Source organism: Moritella sp. Urea-trap-13 (genome assembly GCF_002836355.1).
GTDB lineage: Bacteria > Pseudomonadota > Gammaproteobacteria > Enterobacterales > Moritellaceae > Moritella.
The window spans coordinates 327,223-341,766 of sequence record NZ_PJCA01000027.1; the positions used below are offsets into that span (position 1 = coordinate 327,223).

At 39.2% G+C, this 14,544-nt stretch carries 9 protein-coding genes; 7 read left to right on the forward strand and 2 right to left on the reverse strand.

Annotated features, from left to right (window positions below; all coding sequences use genetic code 11):
- The first annotated feature begins 4 nt into the window (after positions 1-4).
- From CXF93_RS04315 to CXF93_RS04340, 6 genes are all read left to right on the forward strand, one after another.
- Positions 5-1,330, forward strand: coding sequence for a hypothetical protein (locus CXF93_RS04315; RefSeq protein ID WP_157824415.1), 1,326 nt, complete (start codon positions 5-7; stop codon positions 1,328-1,330).
- Between the two features lie 30 nt (positions 1,331-1,360).
- Entirely contained in the window at positions 1,361-2,725 is a 1,365-nt protein-coding gene (locus CXF93_RS04320) for a hypothetical protein (RefSeq protein WP_101061209.1), read from the forward strand.
- A 2-nt stretch (positions 2,726-2,727) separates the two neighbouring features.
- Positions 2,728-4,266, forward strand: coding sequence for a NosD domain-containing protein (locus CXF93_RS04325; RefSeq protein WP_101061210.1), 1,539 nt, complete (start codon positions 2,728-2,730; stop codon positions 4,264-4,266).
- 1 nt (position 4,267) lies between these two features.
- On the forward strand, positions 4,268-5,659 hold the full coding sequence (locus tag CXF93_RS04330; RefSeq protein ID WP_198551580.1) for an alginate biosynthesis protein AlgX: 1,392 nt from the start codon (positions 4,268-4,270) through the stop codon (positions 5,657-5,659).
- A 1-nt stretch (position 5,660) separates the two neighbouring features.
- On the forward strand, positions 5,661-6,722 hold the full coding sequence (locus CXF93_RS04335; protein WP_101061212.1) for an alginate lyase family protein: 1,062 nt from the start codon (positions 5,661-5,663) through the stop codon (positions 6,720-6,722).
- 174 nt (positions 6,723-6,896) lie between these two features.
- Complete coding sequence (locus CXF93_RS04340; RefSeq protein WP_101061213.1) at positions 6,897-7,820, forward strand: polysaccharide lyase family 7 protein; 924 nt, start codon at positions 6,897-6,899, stop codon at positions 7,818-7,820.
- A 145-nt stretch (positions 7,821-7,965) separates the two neighbouring features.
- Here CXF93_RS04340 and CXF93_RS04345 read toward each other — a convergent pair whose 3' ends face one another.
- Positions 7,966-10,338: a NosD domain-containing protein gene (locus CXF93_RS04345; protein WP_101061214.1), complete on the reverse strand. Its 2,373-nt coding sequence runs from the start codon at positions 10,336-10,338 to the stop codon at positions 7,966-7,968.
- Between the two features lie 781 nt (positions 10,339-11,119).
- Between CXF93_RS04345 and CXF93_RS04350 the strand changes: the two genes are divergently transcribed.
- Positions 11,120-12,682, forward strand: coding sequence for a discoidin domain-containing protein (locus tag CXF93_RS04350; protein WP_198551581.1), 1,563 nt, complete (start codon positions 11,120-11,122; stop codon positions 12,680-12,682).
- 91 nt (positions 12,683-12,773) lie between these two features.
- Here CXF93_RS04350 and CXF93_RS04355 read toward each other — a convergent pair whose 3' ends face one another.
- Positions 12,774-14,423 (reverse strand): response regulator, encoded by a 1,650-nt coding sequence (locus CXF93_RS04355; protein WP_101061216.1) that lies wholly within the window; start codon positions 14,421-14,423, stop codon positions 12,774-12,776.
- Between the last annotated feature and the right edge of the window lie 121 nt (positions 14,424-14,544).

Consider the following 14,544-nt stretch of genomic DNA (forward strand, 5'->3'; position numbering starts at 1 on the left):
TTGAATGATGAATAAACTACTGACTGTTGTGTGTTTTATTTTAAGCTGTGTTGGTTGCACATCTATGCTGGATGTTGACTATGCTCGAGTGCTAAATGAGCAGGGGCAGAATAGTAAATCTGAAGAGATGCTATTGTCTCTCAATAGTGCGGGTTACTACGAGGCAACCGCGGGGCTGGCACGATTTTATGCTAATAGCACTGATCCTGAAAAGCAAAAGCTCGCCGGTAAATATTATCAGGAATTGCTTAAAGAAGATCCTGAATTCGAACTGGCGTACTTACGATGGATGAACAAAATGAGTCGTGTGAACAGTAAATACAAGGAGCCCACATACCGATCGCTTTGGCAACGACAAGTGAGGTTTGGCGATGTATCGGTTCTTTTAGCTCGTTTTTATTCGTGGCATAGAGACACTTATGATGTGAGAGAAATTGATCCACTTTTTGATCAATGGAGAAAGCAAGGTATTGAGCAATATAGGGACGTAGCTATGATGTTTTTAAATAATTATCCGTTTCCGGAAAAGTATATCGCTGATATTGATTTTCTTTGTTCACAACCAAGTACACCTGAAAGTGATTTAGCCGTCTGCCATCAACTCTATCTTAAGCTAGAAAAACAAAAAGGAGATGTTGATGCTATTGGTAAACGGGCCACTATTATAACGGCTAATTATAAGCAAGGTCTGATAACGGATGAAGATGTTTTCCGTTGTAGCCGTATCCTAATCGAAGATGAATTTGGTGAAAGTTTGTTAGTTAAAGGCGTTGAGCTTGCTGAGATAGATCTTGATTCCGATAGATTATTTTTATTGAGCGCACGTTATGAGCTCGAACAGACCATATTAATGTCAAACGATGTGCTTCTTTATGGGCTTATCGATCGCGCGGATAATGGCAGTCGTGAAGCAAGGTTGATGCTCGGGAAGTTGTACCTAAAAGGATATCGCGTACCTGATGATCCGATATTAGCAGAACATTATCTTGGATTTATTAGTGATGATGCACTTGGCGCATACTATCTGGGAACGCTGTATGTATCAGGCAAACTCGGAGCGGGTAAACTTCAGCAAGGTATTGACTTACTTCTTTACTCCGCTCGGTTGAATGAAGCCAAAAGTTATAAGCAGCTTGCCATCGCTTTCCACGGTTCGCCGGGAATCAAAGCAAATCCCACTTATGTTTGGGTTTTTTCGAACATGGCCATGGATTCTGGAATAGCAAAACCGGAAGAAAATAGCCGACTGATTCAGTTACTACATGATTCTGAAAATAGCAGAGATAAAGCACTTTCTGAATCGCTTTTAAAAGAAGAAAAATCGATATAAATCATCATTTAATACACCGCAAGGAATGTTATGCAAAATGCATTAATAACGCAGTTGGCTTTATCTGTACTATTAGTGTCGTTTGGATGCTATGCGGATAATACGATTCAGTACCAATATAAAGTCGGAGCCGAAGTAAAACGCGACCCTGAAATAGTAAATTCTGACCAAGAAAAAGAAGATGGTGGATACGTTGAATTGGGTGTTCGTGTGTATGGCAACATTGACGAAGACTGGCACTATTATAGCGATGTAAGAGCTTTTGCAGCTAATAGCCAAATAAGAACGTTCGACAATAATGATACGGGTAGGACAACACAAACATCGGACACTGACAATTACCTACATCTTCGACAATTATGGTTTAGTTTTTCTGGTTTATCTCAATACCCTAACGAAGCGCTTAGCATTGGATTACAGAAGGTCAAATCATCAAGTGCCCTTTGGTGGGATACTCAAATTGAGTCGGTAGTGTGGAACGTTTACAGCACTAAATCTCACGTTCAGGTTGGTGTTGGTCAGCGCTTTGATACTTATCGTAGTAATAATGAACTTAGCGAACTGGATAAAAATAGAACTCGGCTATTTATTGATTCTGGTTATGACTGGAAAGCTTACCATACTGTTTTTGCACGATTTATGTTTACCCATCAGGACAATAGCAACCTAACATCGAACGTCGAAACGGGGGCCCCAGACGGTGCGAATGGCGATTGGCTCTGGTTTGGTTTGGGTCTAGGCTCCAATTGGATTGACAGACGCAGTCGTTCGCCTTGGGCTTATAATGTTGAATTCATCAGTTTAACGGGTGAAAGCGACTTTGTCGGCAATCAAGGTCAAACGTTTAATGACCAAGCGATTAAAGCGTGGGCTATCGATGCCGGCATTCGCTACGATTTTAAACAATTCCCCTTTTCAATCGGGATGGCCTATTCGCAGGGCAGTGGTGGTTTTGACTCGGGGGAGTCGAATATGTTTGTACAAACCGGACTGCATACAAACCGATCTAAGTTTGTTGGTAATGACCAGTCTTTTTACCGATACGGCGAGGCATTACGCCCCGATTTAACGAACCTAATTTATACCAACATTTTCGCCGCTTATTCGTTTACCAATGGGGTTCAGGTAGCTACTTCGTTTGCCCATCTTCAGCGTGATGACGTGATGTACTCTATTTACAGGAATAGTGAACCGTTAGAGATGAATAAAACGTCGAACGATGTTGGATATGGGGGCGATGTTGCAATCAAACATAACCTTAAAGATAAGCAGTTCTTTATTCCAATAAACTACTGGCAACTGCGTTTATCTCGTTTTCAACCTGGTGATGCATTTAATTCCGATGCGGATAAAACCGTATACCGTGTGGCATTAGAAATGGTGGGAGTTTTTTAAGTATGCGTATATACAAATGGTTAGATTTAACATTTTTATTCACGATGCTGGTGGCGACGTTTAATATTTCGGCCGCAGATGAACAGTTTGTTGTGAATACGAACAGCACACCAAAATCTGATATTGCTTATGATCTTCCCGATATATCAGGTTATACGCCTGCCGAGGTGAAAAAGAAAATGGCGTATTCCCGTACGCTGAAAAAAGGACGTGTGACCAACCCAAATCTGCTTGGCCAGGTTGAAGTGCGGATGCTATATGCGGGAGAAAGTTTTTGGAATATAGCGAAGAAACAAAAGAACATTCCTAAAAGTTTGACTGTAAAAAGTGGCACCGTGGAATTGGACGCGCTGCACAGAGCTTACCCTAAATTTTTAGTGAAAGAAAAGAACCAGACCTACTTGGCTAAATTACCGATTGTTGTCGGTATCGGAGCTACCTTGATTATTGAAAATGCCACTCTGAAACTGTCAGAAGATCGCGGCAGTTTTGTTTCCAATGGCGGCACGCTGTATATCTCGAACGCTAAATTAGTTGGCTGGCGGGAATCTACAAACACGCCTGCGTTTTATACTCAGAATGAAAAATCGTTTCGTCCTTTTGTTGTCGGTTGGGGAGGGAGTAATACCTACATCAGTGAATCGGTTGTATCGAGTTTAGGTTATTTTGCGCCTAAATCATTCGGTCTCACGCTAAGTCGCTACAAAGTGAAAGAGGCGGAATCGATGTTTCAACGTAAGGATTTCGATTTTTCAAAGTCGCCAAAAGGTTGGTTTATCCATTCCGTATTTGAAGATATTTACTATGGATTCTATTGCTACGAGGCTGAAGATATTGTCATTGCCCACAATGTGTATAGAAACAATATCATTTATGGCATTGATCCGCATGACATCACTAGCCATTTAATCATCGCCAATAACGAGGTTTATGGCACAAAGGTAAAACACGGCATCATCATTTCACGTGATGTGAGTGACAGTTACATATTTAATAATAAATCATATAAAAATAACAAATCAGGCATCATGTTAGACCGCTCAAGTCAGCGCAATATTATTGTTAGTAACAAAACGTTTGAGAATGGCAGTGATGGTATCACTCTATATGAATCAGGTTATAATATTATTGCTAATAACCAAAGTTATAAAAACAAAGCTCATGGTATCAGGGTGCGTAATAGTCAGTATTTTAGGTTGATAGATAACTACATTTTATCAAACAAAAAATTTGGTGTTTATATTGATACTGCCTCGCTAAAAACACACCTCCATCGTGATCTGAAACTAGATCCTTTTGAGACTAAGTCATCAGGCTATATTTCAGGGGGGGTGATTGCGAATAATAAAAGTGGCTCGGTATATTCGAAAAGCAGCGAGTTTGTGTCTTTTTATAATCTAACATTAGAAGACAATGGAAGTAACCGCTTACGCTTGGGGTTCGGTGGTGATATTGAGAGATTCCATAACCAAATAGTGAAAGCAATGTTGGTCGAAAATAAAGTGGTCTCTTTATCTAAAATAAATGAAGAGGCACGATGATATGCGATTTGTTCTTCTAATAATGGCTCTGATACTGTCGTCTTCATCGTTAAGTGTTTCTGCAGCTGTGCCACATTCTTATCAGATCGAACACGTTGATAGTTTATGCGCTGCAGCGAGTGTAACCGGTAACTATACGAGTAAGTGGACACGCTTGAACAAGTACTTGGTCGAAGGCACCAATGGTTGGGTGTACCGTTCTGAAAGTGATCTTGTTGAAGACTTTAGACAAGCAGAGGAATACCATGGTTTGGCTCGTTTAAAGGCCGCTCTCAATAACCAAGGTACAGAGCTCGTGTTGATGTATATCCCAACTCGAGGGTTGATAAACCCAGATAATATTCCAGATGGCTCATTTAATTATGACAGGGCAAAGCAGTCATATGGAGAGACGTTAGCGAAAATACGTAAGTTAGGGGTTATCGTGCCAGACTTTGAAGCGATGATAGAAAAATACCGTGGAGATCAAACATTTTATTATAAACGGGATTCGCATTGGTCGCCGACAGGTGCAAAAATTACCGCTGAATATGTAGCTGATACACTGAGACAATCGTTATCACTGGATTTTTCGCATAAAAGTGATGTTGTTATTACGAAACAGGGCAGTTATGCGATACGTAGTGATATCGGCTTAGGGGTTAAACATTTATGTCGTGATCAATACATAACTGAATATGTACAAGGCTACGGGTATGAAGAATTAAATACAGATAGCGCTTTATCGAGTGATCACGCAGATACTCAAGTTGTGCTTATTGGTGGCAGTTTTACGGCTTTGCCCAATCTGAACTTTTTGGGTTTTTTACGCAATGAATTAAAAATCCCTGTTGATAATTACGCGATGGAAAATGGCGGCTTGCTGGGTGCATGGCTACGTTACTTTGACAGTCAAGCGCTGTTTAAGCATCCACCTAAGGTGATTATTTGGGATATATCGTCTTATTACCCATTAGACAACGATAATACATTTGCCCAATTAGTGCCACTGGCTGAAGGTGGCTGTAAGAAAAAACATCCTCTGCTGCACAAGTCCTTTACTGAATACGATCCGGATTCTGGGAGTACGGCACTTTATTTTGGAGAGAAGGCGCAAGGCGTCAGGTTACGAGATTTGATTTTTGAACTCGACTTTCCAACGGCAGGCGTAAATCGTGTTAAATATCGGGCTTGGTATTCTGACGGACAAGTGAAGAGTGTTGAATTGAAAAAGAATGAGCGAGCTGATACCGGAGGGTCTTTTATTTTTGAATTTTCGAACAATTTGCTCTCCCCGTCAGGCAGCCTGATCGCGCTTGAAATTACTGAAATTGGAAACGCAAGCGCGATAGAATATAAAAGAAAGGTGAGTCAGAAAGGCATTGAACTTAAAATATGCACGAGGAGGGGATAGAATGCGGACATTCTGGTTGGCAGTACCTGTAATTATGGTATGTAGCGTATGTGATGCCGCGGTCTCTATTCCACGCGGGTATATTTCAGTGCAAGAATCGCTAATTTTAAAAGAAGGTAACGATAAACCGTGTGTTTACCCGGCACCTTATACGTCGACGCTGAATTTCCATAGCCGATATGAAGGCAGTGATAGTGCCCGAGATAAGGTAAACAAAAAGGCCGAATTAGATTACGAAAAAATGACAAAGAGTATCCGGCAATTACAGTTTTTTGTGTCTAAAAAAACAGACGATATTGTTAGTCGAGGTAAAAGACTTGGTACCCTGCATTGTCTTGTGGACGGGTTACTCGACTGGAAATATAATAGCAGTCTACTTGAAAAAACTGATAATCATACTGGCAAAGCGGTGCGTAAATGGACATTGGCTGCTATTTCATCAAGCCTACTAAAATTAAATATAATGTTGAATAAGCATGAGCCTAAAAAGTATGCCGAAGTGAAAATTTGGCTGACTGATTTGGCGGAGCAAGTCATGAAGGATTATTCTAACCGGCCCATCAATAAAGTGAATAATCATGATTATTGGGCCGCGTGGAGCGTTATTACAACGTCAGCCATACTTGATAGAATGGACTTATATAATTGGTCTCAATCGGTTTTTAGAACCGCGATGCAACAGGTCGATGCGGACGGCTTCCTGCCTAATGAACTTCGTCGCCAGACTAGAGCGACAATGTATCATAACTATGCACTAATGCCGTTGGTTGGTATCGCTGCATTTTTAGATGCAAATAACGATAAGCCGTTTTCTGTTAACCAGAATGCACTTGCAAGATTATATTCGGTGGTGATTAAAAGTGTTCATGATCCGTTACTTTTTGAAAGAGAAACAGGTTATAAACAAATTGAATATAATTTTTTTGTATCGGGACGTTTATCTTGGCTTGCTATTTATAGCGCAATTGGTGACGTGGATGACAATGTGAAAGACATGATTGAAAAAGTAAAACCCCTAGTCTCCAGTCGATTAGGCGGTAATCTAGCGATTATTTACCTTTAAATCGCGGTTGTTAAAGTGCGATTATGTTCGCTTATTCCCCGTTATATCTGTTGGAAATATCAGTTCGCTTCAACTAAACTGTCTAATACCTACCCATCCTAGCGCTATTATGACGCTTCAGAAAAGGACCTTCTCGACGAAAAGCTCTAGCGTATAATAATTTGGTAAATACCTATGGACAGTCATTTTTTTTCAATTAATAAAAAATCACGATCTATATCACTTCTGTTCATCCTAATATTAATTTCCTGCCAAGATAGTGGAGGGGATTCAAACCTCGAACCTGCTCCTATTCTAAAACCAGACCCAGACCCAGACCCTATTCTAAAACCTGACCCTGCCGTACCGCCGTCAGAGAATTTCAATTTATCGGTATGGAAGCTCACGCTCCCGGTATCGCAGGACGACTATTTTGGCTCGGGTGGTAGCTCTGCAGCTGAAATTTTACCTTCCGGAGGTATTCTTATTAATGTTGTGCCACTTGATTTAGGATTTGAAGACCCCGACTTTTTTTATACTGGTATGGATGGCGGTATGGTCTTTCGAACTCCACTTTCTGGAGGTGCAAGCACTGTGAACTCCTCATATGTACGTTCTGAACTGCGTGAGCTCTATCATTGGATACCAGGTGAAAGCACGAGTGAAGCAAATTGGAACAATGAAGGCGTACATGTCTTGACAGCTAGCCTGAAAGTGGTTGATTATTGGCCTGACGATCCACAAACGGTTATTGGTCAAATACACGCTAAAGATTCAACTAAAGCATTGCTTAAACTGCAATGGGATGGCCCTACAAAAGCAGTAAGAGCGATTATTAATAAAGACCCTTCTTCGGGTGACCCCTTTAGCCTCGCGTTTGATGTAGTGGGGTTGAATGAATTTAACTATCAAATTAGCCTTGAAGAAAATACTCTCAACATAACCGTTAATGGAGTAACACAATCGGTTAATTTTGGAGAGAATGGCATGAGTTCTGTATGGGATGATCATGTGTATTACTTTAAAGCGGGTAACTATGTGCAAGCAGACAAAGAGGCTGGTGGTGTATTCGAAGTTAGCTTTTCATCACTTCTCATTGCTCACGGGAATGACGAATAAACTGATTTATTTAATGGTTAATTTGGCTATTATATCGGTAGAATAAAGCAATCCTTCTTCTGACGAGTAACTTACTTTGTGGTGTTGTGATAGGCTACCTTGTAGTGACCAATTAATGTTGGCTACTACAAGGTGTTTTCAAAGGTTAAAATTGAATTTGTATTTGCGGTTCTGTATCTGAGCCATGCTCTTTTGCTCTTATTCGAGAGACAGCTCTGCTACTATTTCGATTAATAAATATAAATGCTGCTTCGGTTTTATTTGCATTTATTAAACTGTTTAAATAGTCGGTAATATCAACTTCATAAGTTTTAAAACTAGTCGTATCAATGGTTACACCGTCAATAAATGAGGCAGGAAAAGACTTATTATTCCAAGTTATTGATGTCTCAGACCAGGTGGAATCCGTGGTATATATATCAGTAGTTGATGAGCCTGAACTCGATAGGGCACCATAAAAAGTAAGTTTCGCGTTCTCAACTGGAGTCGAATAAGCAGATATATCAAATTTTAAGAATGCTTCTCTGTTATATCCACTACTTGATAGTTTGACATTTAATGTTCCGACGTCATTGTAATTGGTATCAGGGAAACCGTCTCTGACATAAGTATCCGCAAACACGGGTATATAATTAATCACAGCCGTATTACGCAGTTCATAGGCAGTTGCTGTTGTTGAAGGCTCAGTAAATGTAACTTCCCCTCCGATTGCTGTTAACGTTTTTAGCGGGACGTTATCTTTGAGAAGGATATAATCTGCACCATCCAATAGATCTGCAATACGGTATTCAACATCCGGTTGTTCACTTATAGACTGTACTATCCACTTCTGAGAACTGCTGTTGAACGTAACGTCACTGATTTCGATTTCACCTGCCGGTAGTGTGACCCAAAATGGCAGCGCTTCTACGTTTGATGTAGTACCAATAAGCTCTGAATCTAGTACTAGTGACGATGATGTTACGTAGTAGCCATTGTTAAGTGTATCTTTGATTCTCGTCGTATCACCTTGTTCTTCGGCATTAAATATTCGCCCAATATTACTGATTAGTTCAAGCGTTGAAAAATCATTGAGTTTAACTTTAAGCGGTTCATCAACTTCTATACTTGTGTCTGTTGCAATGGTATCGCTGCCATAGATTTTGATTTCTATCTCAGAAAACAGGTGGTTGTTGTCATGGATTTGAATATTAGTAGAGTCGTATATGTCTATGTCGGTCGGGCCTTCAAACGTATTAGATACAATAATAATATCGTCGGAGTCACGCAGTTTAATTAATTGGCCATTGTTTTTAATAATGTTGTTAGTAAAAATATTATTTGAAGGACGTCCGTTGGTAGTCTCTGGCGTATCATTGCCTGAGTATTGATAAAGCGCATTATCGCTATTACTTTCTATTGTATTTAACTCCATAATATTATCATGGCTACCCATCGAGAGCTTAATACCATGTTTATTACCCGTGATTGTATTATTACGGATCGTGTTTCCATGACTCTCATAAATGGCTATGCCATTATCTGCATTGTCATAGATAATATTGTCTGCGATTAACGAATCATTAGTATCTCTATGCAACATGATGCCATGTTTATTTCTGTAAGATTTATTCCCAGTGATGATTAGGTCGTTACAGCGACGTGAGCAAATTATGCCATGATTTCCATTATCGTGGACATCGTTATTACTAATGGTGAGTTCGTCTGAATCATCATGGGGATCAATACCATAAGATGTGTTAAATGCTATTTCGTTATTGTCGATTATCATGGCAAAGGCACCATAAGAATACATGCCCATGTAATTGTGATGTATGTAACTGTCTTTAATATCGCCGTATACATCCAGACGATCATATATAGTGGGGTCAGTATTACCCCCTCGTATCTTCCAAACCAAGCCGTATGACTCAGCATTGGCAAAACCGAGATAAGATACTTCACTGTTAATGATATCCATGCGTGACTCTTTGATGGTTATACCTTCTTCAATGGAGTTCACGTGAATAAAAGCACGACCATTAGTTTGATCGGTGTCGGGGCCGAGCGAGGTTGGATCCCAACTACTGATCGATGTAGAGTTGATATCGATCATACCGTGTTTAGCTTGGATCTTTACGTGATAAGGTTGAGCACCATTTTCGCTAAGTAGAAGCAGAGAGTTTGCATCCCCACCTATGCTCGTTCCATGTATTACAAGAGTCGAACCATCTTCGATTCTCATTTCGGCTTTTAGTAACCAATCCCCGGGGGATGTTTGCTCAAGCAATTGGTCTTGAGTGACTGAACTGTATTTATTAACAACTATACTGTCGATGTCAGATAGAGTGCATATAGCCCCATTTTCTAAATAAATACGGTAGCTGCTAGACGAAAAACGTACATTACTATCAGTGCAGGCCCAACTAGATGCGGCGAATAAGGAAGAGGTTAATAATCCGAGTAATAAAACAAAATATTTTCTAAAACCGCATAAGTGCTGGCTTTTAATCGTATTAACACGTTTTGAAATATACATTTATGGACCTCTGTTGAATTTAGCAATCCTTTAGTTCAAATACTATTTCTAACCACGTGTCCATGTTTATGCGTGATACCCTGTTAACAATAGTTTAATACCCACCATTCATACTTAACGCTAAGTTGATACGGACTAACTTGGTTGTAAAGTAGGTGTGTTTTATAAGCCTAAAATGGGTTACTGAAATCATAGTACTGTTCTAGGAAACATTCCATTCCATTTCTAATTATAGCTAGTGCTACTTTCTATATATCACTTTTGGGTAAATCCAAATATAAATTCAGATAAAACGGTGCATTTTTTTATTTTTTTCGATGATGTTCCTTCTTGATTGACTTGTGAGTTCAGCATACAACATTGCTAAAAATTTATAATATGTCATTTCAAAACCATTAATATATGCGGATATTTAAGCGTTTACCTTCCTTATTGCTACTGAATAAGGTCTTTATCTATATTCAAACGTAATATATATACCTGATGGTTATTTTGATAAAAGTACGATAAAAAAACCTATTATAATAATGACTTATACTTTTTTGTTATTAACATATACTCTTTTATACTTAAAAGTTTGATCGAAATCTGAGAATAAGATAGGATTGCAGCTCGTATTTTATTCGATAATAGTCTACGTAATGTACTGCTCACTTGTCTGCTGTTGTCACAACAATATTCATTTCCTGTTCAGTTAAATTTATTAATGCTCAACTGCCGTTGTGAGATTGCACAAGTAATCTCACAACGGCGTATTTTGCTTGAAGGAATTATATATAAAATGAAAGTACTAAAATCAACATTGCTTACTGGGTTATTCATTAGTCCGGTTCTTTTTTCACCTGCTTTTGCAGCAGTGACAGTTACCGCGAGTGGTGATGATGGCAATGTAGCGGCTAATACATTAGATGAAAACTTGTCTACTCGATGGTCTGTTTTAGGTGATGATCAGTGGATTCAGTTTGACCTTGGCAGCATTAAAACAGTGGATGACCTAGATATTGCTTTTCATAAAGGCGATGAACGTAATACATATATTGATATTTTGTTATCTGAGGATAAATCTCAATGGGACATTGCTTTTTCTGGTACTAATTCAAAGAATTCGGAACTTCAAAACTTTAATGTGTCAGATACAGCTGCACGATATGTTCGAATTGTAGGCCATGGTAATTCAACTAATATGTGGAATAGTATTACAGAAGTAAAAATCAATACGGCTGGTGGTGATGGTGGTAAGGATGACATTGTGGCCACTGCCAGTAGTGATGATGGTAATGTAGCGGCTAATACACTCGATGACAATTTATCTACCCGCTGGTCTGCTAAAGGCGAAGGAGAATGGATTCAATTTGATTTGAGTAATATTACTACCGTGAAAGATATGCAAATTGCCTTTCATCAAGGTGATATACGATCGACGCAACTGGATATTCTTACATCGGAAGACCTGTCAAATTGGAACAATATCTTCTCGGGTACAAGTCCTAAAGATACCATTTCACTTCAAGATATTGATATCGTTGAGACTGAGGCTCGCTACATTCGTATCGTAGGTAACGGAAATTCTAAAAATAGTTGGAATAGCCTTACCGAAGTAAAAATTAATAGCGGCAGCGGCTCTGATCCAACAGAACCGACGGACCCGACGGACCCAACGGATCCAACTGACCCTTGTGATCAATGTACCGACCACGAATATCTTCAGACTATTTTTGATACAGAAGGAGATTCTCCTTATGCTAATAGCACTCAACTGAGCTTTGATGCACTTACGTCAAAACATACAACGCCGAATGGTAACGGTTGGAGAAATGAGCTAAAAGTAAAAAAAGAACTTCGTATTGCGATGAGTGCTACCTATGAAGAGTTTCAGGCTGATGTAACTGTAAATATGTCGAAAGGGTCTAAAACTATTGTAGCTCAACATCATGCCAGCGATACTGGTACGTTAATGAAAGTTTATATTTCAGACACTAGTGAATCAGGTTTTGAAAATAGTATTGCAGTTGATGGTATATTTGATGTGTATGTTCGTTTGAGAAATGATGATGGTTCTGAAAAAAAGGTATCGTTGGGAACGATCATCAGTGGTGATACGTTCAACTTACGTGTTGTTAACAACTATGGTAAAGTTTCTGTATCAGCTTTGAATACTGACACGTCATTAGATGTGAAGGATGATTCAGCTGCTTACTTTAAATTTGGTAACTACCTGCAAGCACAAGATCCAGTGACAATGGAAAAAGTAAATGATTCAAATGATTTTGAAAAATTCTATTCTGATCAGGGTATTACTGATAGTGTTATTACGATGAAAAATATCCACTATACTCGACGTTAATTGAGCCAAGACAGCGTTAAACCATTATTGATTTAAATACTTAAATTAGATCAATATGATTTATAAAAATCCCCAGTTCAACTGGGGATTTTTAATTATTCATTCTTCTTTTTTCCTGCATTCGCTGAATATTGAATTCTTTTCTTAGCTCAGCTTTACGCTCTGCTTGTTGCTCAGATAGCGGGAAGTCTTCGAGTTCGATAAGCGTATCACTGATTTTTTTGGTGATGTCTGGCCACGGACGTTCAATTTTAGCTAATAGGGCTAAGCATACTTGTACTTTGTTTAACGCAGCGCCGGTATTGAGTGGGGCGATAGACAGCGCCGTTTCAAAGTGTTCCAGTGCGACTTCAAGATTGCCTTCAGTAAAGGCTTCAATACCCAATTTGTTGTGATGCTGAAATTTAACTTCTTTACTGTTTTCGACACCACTGATGCTAGCAAGTAATTTTTCGCTGTGCACATTGCCATGTTGGATATAAGGTTTGAGTTTTTCGGCAAGATCGAATTCTTCTAATTCAGACAGTAAGTTAACTAACTGCGGTCCTAACCATTCTGGTGTGCTTTCGGGTTCAACCAAATACGTTTCATTGCTTTTCAATAAAGTGTTCTTGGCTTTAATCTGGTTGCCTTTGACATTATGAATTGACGCTAAACTGTAACCTTCAAGCGCTAACAGTTCACCTTCTTCTACATAAGGGTGTTGCTGGGAAGAACGATGAAACAATCCGCTAATTTCTTGTAGCAAGCGGCCTTGTTTAAAGCCATCTTCTTCGTGTTTAGCCACTAGGATGATAGCTTGCACATAGTTAATCAGATGCTGCGGGTTTTGATGTATGGTGTTTTTGGTTTGCATTAGGATCGCGAAAAAGGCTTCTTTAGCTATCGCGTTCATATTGGTATCAAGGGCTAATTCTGCTAACAAGCCTTGGCGCTCTAATGACAAGTGCGAATGCTTGATTGCACGTTGCACTATTTCTAGCGCTTTTTCGGTGTCACCGCCATCTTTAAAGCATTGTGCTAACCAATCATAGCCATCGAGTATCATCGGATTATATTTGATGATTTCGGTTAATAATGGGATGGCTTGTTGGTATTTTTTCTCTAGATAATAAACCCGACCTAGCAACAACTGTGCTTGGGTATGCGGGTGGTCTTCTATAAAGTCTTCTAAGATAATACGTGCTTCAGCATACCTTTCTTTTTCAATTAACAGCTCTGCTTTAAACAAACGACAGTAATTACGGTAACGAGCAGAATAGATGATTGCGTTGTCACATTCATCCATTGCTTGGGCGAAATCATCATCTTTAATCGCTTGATAGATAGGTAGCAGGGCATCTTTTTTATTGAAGGCCTTTTGAATGCGTAAATTTAACTCATTTTGTGAAAATGGCTTCATCAAATAATCATCAGGTGTCATTTGAATCGCGCTTAACACGATTGCCTTAGAATTGTCACCAGTGACCAAGAAAAACACGGTGTGGATAGGTAGTAGATTATTTGCTTTTAATGCTTCAAATAACTGACGGCCATTCATACCTGATCCCAGGTTGTAGTCAACGAGCAGCAAGTCAAAAGTATTATTGCGGCACAATTTTAAAGCATCTTCAGCGCTGCCTACATGTGTTACATCCTTCGCACCAAAATTAATTAACATGGTTTTGAGCATGATCTGAAAAGCACGTTGGTCATCAACAATGAGCACGCGTTTATTTCGATAGTCAAAATTTTGATTCATGTTTATTTAATGCTCAAGAGTAGTGGGTAAGTTTAGAGGCTAATGAATAGCATTAACTACAATAGCAGGTATGCATAATACTGTCTTGAGAGGTGCCGTATTTTGTTATGCGAAACAGTAA